This is a genomic window from Lentilactobacillus kisonensis DSM 19906 = JCM 15041 (assembly GCF_001434135.1).
GTDB lineage: Bacteria > Bacillota > Bacilli > Lactobacillales > Lactobacillaceae > Lentilactobacillus > Lentilactobacillus kisonensis.
This window is the reverse complement of sequence record NZ_AZEB01000028.1, coordinates 24,573-31,645: the sequence shown is the minus strand read 5'-3', so window position 1 is coordinate 31,645 and position 7,073 is coordinate 24,573. Positions and strand designations below refer to the sequence as shown.

Genomic DNA, 7,073 nt, shown 5'->3' with positions numbered 1-7,073 from the left:
TAGTGTTGCACTTGATTTGACAATTGAGGCAATGATTTTAGTGAGTTCACTCGCATTGATTCTTTTCTTCACGTCAACAACCGCGAATGCCAGCTCTAAGACATACCGGGATAGGCGTGACAATGCAACCGTCACCGTTCACAAGCGTGGCAGCAAGGTAACATCCGTTGTGTATCAACTAAAAAATCCAAGCAAGTATAAGAAACATTATCAAAAGCGTTCTAAGTTCTATACCAAAGTAGCCGTCCTTAGCAGCAAGACTGCAACGCTTTTTCGCAAGAATTATAAAGGAACGGTCACTTTTAATCGCAAGATGAGTTATTATGAGTCAAAAAATTATGCGTCTGAGCAAACCAATCCAGTTCGAGGGATGATTAGTGATGCGACGGATGCCATTTTCATGAATGTTTCATATTTCGGCAAAAATCCTAGCAAATACCATAATGCCTTATTTTCATTTGGGTACTGGTGGAACACGATGGATGAAGCGCCAAAGGGCAATCCTGAAGGTAACGCCGTGGTTCTGAAAAATGGTAAGGTTTTATTTTCCGATAGTTTTTACGAAAAATTGCCTGATTAGGTAAAGTGTTCTAGTCAATCAAACGGCCTCATAAAGTCAGTCATAACGCTGATTTTATGAGGCCGCTTTCTTTAATTGTGGCAATTAATTGGTGATGCTGATCTTCTGTGGGATAACCTCTAAAGGACTTTCAAATTCGTAATCAAAATACTGCCAATAATCACCAACACAGTTCCCAAAATAATTTTGACCATCTGATCGCCAGTCTTGTGTTCGTTGAGGATGTAGATGCCACCAAAAGTTCCAACGATGATACCTAACTGTGAAAGAGTGGCTGCGGTGGCCTGACCAATGGCTGGATTAGCGGCGGAAATAAACATGAATAGGTTTCCGATTGCCCAGTCAATTCCAGTAACCAAGTTTTTAGCGGATGGGATGCTGAATAGGCCACGTTCATGAAGAACAAAAATGGCAATTAAAATTGAGCCGATCACCTGGCCAACCGCTTGTGGCGTGACAATTGCGGTCATGTAGTTAATGCCATTGTTGGCGTTATGAATCTGTTGACTAATGAAGCCGAATTTAACCAGCATATTAGGAAAAATAAAGTAAAGGGCAAATCCAGTGGTGGAAACTAGGATGGCAATGATGCCTTCCGCGTATGAAGTGGGCCGTTTTTTTGAAATACGCTTTTCAGCTTTAGAACGGGCAGCAATTAACAGTGCTCCCGTTGTTACCAAAGCAATTGAGATGACCCCAAACGCCCACATTTGAATGTTGATCCACTCACCGAGAACGGCTGCGGCTAAAATGGCGTTAGAAACGATCTGAGCGGCCGTGGAAAGTGGAAAGGCTGCTGAAACACCCATTTTCTTGTAGGCAATAAATTGGCCAGCCGTTCCAACGGACCAAAATAGGCCTGAAAAGAGGCCAACTAACCAAATTCGCCCAGTAACTTCGATCCCGGTTGGCATCACAAAGAATAAGTAAACGCCGATGCCTAGGAGTAATGCCCCGCAGGACTCTCCAAATGTTTGTTGAGCTGCTGAACCGCCCATTTTGGTGCCGATGATCCCCGTTGCACCCCAAGTGAGTGGTGGAATTAGTGCAAGTAAAATACTCATAATCTTCTCCTGTATTCGTTTTCAAATTTTCATACTCGAAATAATACGACAGGTGAGATTATATCACAGACTAAATGAATTTTAAAAACCGATTTGACAAGTTTAACTAGCAAATTCAAAGGTCCTAAAACAATGATGACTGAAATGACAGCCTTTTGGGCAAGCTGTTCTTGAATAAAATATTTACCATTATTTCACTAAGTTGGTCTATACTAAAATCATTAGGATATTAAGAAAGGAGCCGATGATGTGTCTCTTCACACAATTCTTACCCCAGAATGGGTTAAAGTTGGCAAACTAATTGCCGCAGAAAATCCCCGGTTAGAAGGGTTCGTTCCAAGCGAAGGGGGGATGCACCCTCGCATATTATTACTAGGTGAAGCTCCCGGTGATCAAGAGGTCAAGCAGGGTAGACCGTTTATGGGCCCATCTGGCAAGGAACTTGATCGTTGGCTGGCCTCACTTGGGTTAACCCGCGAAGGTATTTATATCACCGGGGTTGTTAATTCCCGCCCATTTTCAATTGGGAAGACGGGACGAAAACGGGATCGGCGGCCAAATCAAACCGAAGTGAAACGGTCGGCAGCCATGTTTGACTGGGAGCTCGGTCAGTTTCCTGGGATCCTCCTTGTGCCAATGGGTAACGCCAGTTTGCAGCGGTTGTTGGGCAATCACGCCAAGATTGGGGAGCTGCATGGGCAACTATTGGAGCGCCCAATTCAGCAATTTGATAAGGCGACAAATTCGTTTCGCTTTACCAAGGAAAAGAGAAAAATCTTTCCATTATATCACCCATCTTATTCAAAACGCTTCAAGAATATGCAGTCAATTGTGGACGCAGATTCGCGTAAATTGAAACAAATTATCACAAATAAGATATAAAAGGTCAAATGCTAGTCGTTATTAACAATAACGCTGTACAATTTAGTTGAGAGGTGTTATCTAATGGCCCTGAAGGACGATTGGACCCCCATTTTTTAAGTCGGAAGATTCTTCGAAACGTTGAGGAGAGGATGGCTAATGATGAATTCAAAATCAAAACAATTTCTTTTGATGGTGATGGCCGCCGTTGTGTTATTGATTAGCCTATCAGCGAACGTATCTGCTAAGAAGCAGATGTTGCCACCAAAGGAATCGTTGATAACTGAATATTACTACCAAACGAAAAAACCGATCAAGACCTGGATTAGTCTGAGCAATCCGGCTGCGAAAACGAATGAGGACCGCCAGATTATCATTCCGAAGGGGACGGTTGTGTCCGGCCAGCCGGTTGAAGTCAAAAATAAGCAAATCAAAAAGATCGTTATCAAGTCCAGCAGTTTGAGTTATCAGATAAAAAAGGCTGCCATCCAGCCTGGTTATTACTTAGAACACTGGCAGGATTTGACTGGAGATATTAAGTACAGCAAGGCGCGTTTCAAACCTGTTAAAAAGCCTCAATACGTTGTCCCTTACAGTGAGGGTAATCTTTGCTTGGGGACGGTTCCAAAGGATTACCCAGATACTTTTGCAAGTAATCAGTTGACGGTGACCTCGGATGGCTACATTGAACTATATAAATACGATGTTAATTCTGGTCCGGAAGGCTTTAGCAATAAGCCAATGGGAATGGCTAAAATCAACAAAACCCGGGTCAACAAAAACGTCTGTTATCTTTACTACAGCAATCATGTGACGGGGTTAAACGATCAACGGGTTCGTAAGTCAGGTAAATATCAATACCGGCTTAAGGTTGCTGATGAAGATAATATTAAAACACAGACAATTTGGGATGGTGGCAAGCAAGCCTTTGTCGCTAGGCTGTATTATGCGCACTACGCGATTGGTAACGTTACCTACTATACTGAAGTGGGGGAAATGTCGCTTGATGGTTAGTTGACATTGATGGTTATCAAAAGTCGGGGCTGTGTGCCCATATTGAATGAAAGTTATTGAAATTCCCGAAACACAGAGCGCTATCCGTCAATCCTAACAATGCAGGATTGGCGGATAACGCTCTGTGTTTGTCTGTATTCATTATATAAAGTGTTTGGCTCCGATCGCTATCTAACGTCCAGTGGTTGTTTACTTGTCGGTTTGGGGAACACTTCATCAATTTTTGCGAGTTCAGCTGATGATAATGTGATGTTGGCGGCGGCTACGTTGGCTGCCGCGTGTTTTGGATCACCTGACTGCGGGATTGCCAACGTATTGCCATCCCTAATTGCCCATGCCAAGATGAGTTGCCAAGGTGATACTTGGTGGGCAGCAGCAATTTCACGAACAGTTTTGTTGGTCGTTAAGCGGCCCTGTTCATCGCCTGCGCCGACTGGTGTATACGCGATGAACGGAATTTTTCGCTCCCGCTGCCAGGGTAGGAGACTATATTCTACACCACGACTGCCAATATTATAAAGGTCTTCATTGGCTGCAACCTGGTCACCACCAGAGAGTGCGAGTAGTTCCTGCATATCTGGCAGGTCAAAATTTGAGACGCCCCAATGATTAATTTTTCCCTTTTCCTGCATTGCCCGTAAGGTCGAGATGGTTTCCTCCAGCGGAATGGCTCCTCGCCAGTGATATAGGTATAAATCAAAATGGTCTGTTCCGACTAATTTCAAGCTTCGGTCCAAGCTGGTCTCTAACTTTGCTTTTGAGGCGTTTGAAGGTAGGACCTTATCAATAATGAATAAATCATCCCGGTTAAAATCGCGGATGGCTTCCCCAACTAGGGCTTCACTTCGACCGTTCCCGTACATTTCTGCTGTATCAATTACTTTAGCACCGGCATCGATCCCGGCTTTTATAGCGTTAATTTCTTGTGAGCGGGTGGCGGCATTATCGCCCATGTGCCAAGTTCCTAACCCAATAGCGGGCACCTGAGTACCACCAATCGTTAATTTTTTCATTTTTGACCTCCTAAGTATAGTGAGCGGATCCAAGCGGTTAACAATCGGAGTGTAAGTCTCCTTGGAGGTAAATTCCGGGTTTTGGAATTTTTCCCCAAGGTGCTTACACGCAGATTGTTGCTTGGAGGAGCTGTCCTAGTATAAGTGAGCGGATCCAGGCGGTTAGAAACCGGAGCGTAAGTCTCCTCTAACAAAAATCCCTGATTTTGGGATTTTTGTTAGAGGTGCTTACGTGTAGGTTTCTGCCTGGAGGAGCTGTCCTAAATAAGTGAGTGGAGCAAAGCGGTTAGAAGCTGGAGCCTAAGGCATCTCGGCCAGAAATCCTGGGTTTGGATTTTTGGTTGAGATGCCTTAGGTGCAAGCTTCTGCTTTGCGGAGCTGTCCTAATAAGTGAGCGGAGCCAGTCTCTGCCTGATGCAGCGCTGTTCTCTAACCTGCCTAACAAATCAGTAACCGTCGGCATTCACGTGCCGTTACCTAAATTATAACGCGTAATTGAAAACTATGAAAATGAGTTTGAAAACTTAATGTCGCTTTTTCAACCATTCGAAAATTTCTTGGGCAACGCCAAGTGGCAGATATCGTAATTCAATTTCTTGATTATGGTTGCCGTGGCGAAGGTTCACTTCTAAATGAGCCAGTCCCTTGCTGCTCATCCAGATTGACTGGTGTAGGCTAAATGACTGGATATTTTTCTTAGGAATCACGTATTGCGAGCGGGTGAACGAATGCCCCACTTGCATCAATAGCTGGTTACCACTAATTGCCCAACCAGTGTTACCCGCCGAATACCAGCCAAGTAAAATGGCAATGATCAATAAAATTAGGCTGAACAATCCCCAAAGGTGAAAGAAATATAGGCAGACAATGATTGGAATGACGGTAACGAGCAATGCATTACGGATGAAATACCAATAGGTTGTCTTCCTTAAATGAGTTAAAGCAATGCTCGTCTTGGGTGTCCATTCAACAAATGGCGTCAGGGTTGGAAACACTTCTGGGGTGTTAACAACGGGCATCACCATTAAGTCGTTGCTTTTTTCATCGTCTCCTGCTGATGAGGCTGCTAGGGCTTGAATTGTTGATAGGTGACACAATTGGCGAATGACGTTTTGCTTGATCCGAATGGCTTGAATCCGATTAGTGGGGATCGTGACCGAATTTCTCTGAAACAACCCTTGGTAAGTTTTGAGCTGATTAGCCTGAACGGTTAACGTAAACCGGTAGTAACGTTGAACGATTGATAAAAAGGAACCGGCAATGCCGATGATGACGATCAGAATGCCAATTAGGGCCACGATGATGAGTGATTGGTGGATTAGTTCGCTGGTTAAGGAATTAATGACCTTTTTTGGAATCATTTCTTGAAGCTTACCGTAGAGTGCCAGCAGGATTGCGATTAATGGAAATATTCCCAGTGATGTCAACGCAAAGATGTATAAGTCACGTGGGCGGATTAAATACGTTGGTGGTTGCGGTGAAGTAGCTGTTGGGGTGACATTTGAGCGAGATACTTGGACCCGCTTATTTTCGATTGTGTCTCGAATTGATTCGGAAACTAATGGGAGGACCGCTTCTGGGGATTTATCGTCGTGGCCGGCAGTTTCAATTTGGAGCTTTTCTAACCTGAATGGTTTTAAGAAAAACCACTGACTGTGTTGAATGGTTTGAATTCTACCATAGGGAATGTGCGTGTGCTTTTTGATGAAGACCCCCGAGTTAATTGTTAACATGTCAGTACCAATTTCAAACGTAAAGCAGAGATAACGGATAGTGACAGCGAATATGATCAATACGACTAAAGCCGCAAACCCTAAAATGGGACTAATTCCGTGTTTTTCAAGAAAGCCATAAAGGGGGCCTACGGTAACGATGACAATGAAGAGCCAATCCCAGAGGTGCCGAAATAGAAAATAGAATAGTGAGAGGGGATTTAGATGGTGTTTGGTGTCAGACGTCATGGTCGTTCACCTCCACCGCCATTTTCATGATTTGTTTACGGAGCTGTTCACCAACTTGGGGGGCCAACCCATCAATTTTGTGTGAGGTTGATGCCGTTGTGATCCATACTTCTTGGAGCTTTTGAGATTGTAAAATTGGTCCGGCAGCAAGGGTAACATCTTGGACCCGGGCAATGGGAATTGAAACTAATTTTCTGAAAATAAATCCAGATTGTAATTCAACGGCATCATCACTTAAGGTATACCGCCAAAAGGAATACCGGTATGGTACCAAGAGCAGTTCGATAATAACGTCGATGACTGCCAGCACGGCAAAAACAATTGTGGCGTACACCAGCCAGTGCCAATTGGTAAACTTAAAGACGATTAAGCATGCAATTGCGATAAGGGCTAGAACTGTGAAAGTAATATAGGCAGAAATTCGCCAAACGGTTTTGATTTTTGTGGGTAAGTGATTGGACTGAGTCAATATTAAGTAGCCTCCTGTGTGCTGTTTTTTTAGACGATGCTCGAATACAAAAAGTAGTAGCTTCCAAAGAAAGTCATCGTTGGTTATTGTAGACAGGTTCATACCGATAGC

7 protein-coding genes are annotated in these 7,073 nt (G+C 43.8%); 3 read left to right on the top strand and 4 right to left on the bottom strand.

Going from position 1 to position 7,073, the window contains the following annotated elements; genetic code table 11:
- The coding region (locus FC98_RS14865) for a hypothetical protein (RefSeq protein WP_162254966.1) at positions 1–580 on the top strand (580 nt) is incomplete at its 5' end.
- 119 nt (positions 581–699) lie between these two features.
- Here the strand turns inward: FC98_RS14865 and FC98_RS11515 are convergent.
- A complete protein-coding gene (locus tag FC98_RS11515; protein ID WP_008858504.1) occupies positions 700–1,644 on the bottom strand; it encodes a GRP family sugar transporter in 945 nt (314 codons plus the stop codon).
- A gap of 249 nt (positions 1,645–1,893) precedes the next feature.
- Between FC98_RS11515 and FC98_RS11510 the strand changes: the two genes are divergently transcribed.
- Together FC98_RS11510 and FC98_RS11505 are read left to right on the top strand one after the other, a co-directional pair.
- Positions 1,894–2,526, top strand: coding sequence for a uracil-DNA glycosylase (locus FC98_RS11510; RefSeq protein WP_008858503.1), 633 nt, complete (start codon positions 1,894–1,896; stop codon positions 2,524–2,526).
- Between the two features lie 138 nt (positions 2,527–2,664).
- Complete coding sequence (locus FC98_RS11505; protein WP_056949597.1) at positions 2,665–3,519, top strand: hypothetical protein; 855 nt, start codon at positions 2,665–2,667, stop codon at positions 3,517–3,519.
- 167 nt (positions 3,520–3,686) lie between these two features.
- On the opposite strand, the gene FC98_RS11500 is transcribed toward FC98_RS11505, so the two are convergent.
- The 3 genes from FC98_RS11500 to FC98_RS11490 form a co-directional block, all read right to left on the bottom strand.
- Positions 3,687–4,532, bottom strand: coding sequence for an aldo/keto reductase (locus FC98_RS11500; protein WP_056949596.1), 846 nt, complete (start codon positions 4,530–4,532; stop codon positions 3,687–3,689).
- Between the two features lie 524 nt (positions 4,533–5,056).
- The gene (locus FC98_RS11495) at positions 5,057–6,493 is read right to left on the bottom strand and encodes a PH domain-containing protein (RefSeq protein WP_056949595.1); all 1,437 of its coding nucleotides are present in this window, start codon (positions 6,491–6,493) and stop codon (positions 5,057–5,059) included.
- Positions 6,483–6,962 carry a PH domain-containing protein gene (locus FC98_RS11490; protein ID WP_040471838.1) on the bottom strand — a complete coding sequence of 160 codons (480 nt, stop codon included), beginning with the start codon at positions 6,960–6,962 and terminating at the stop codon, positions 6,483–6,485. Before FC98_RS11490 ends, FC98_RS11495 begins: the two co-directional genes overlap by 11 nt.
- Positions 6,963–7,073: the final 111 nt, after the last annotated feature.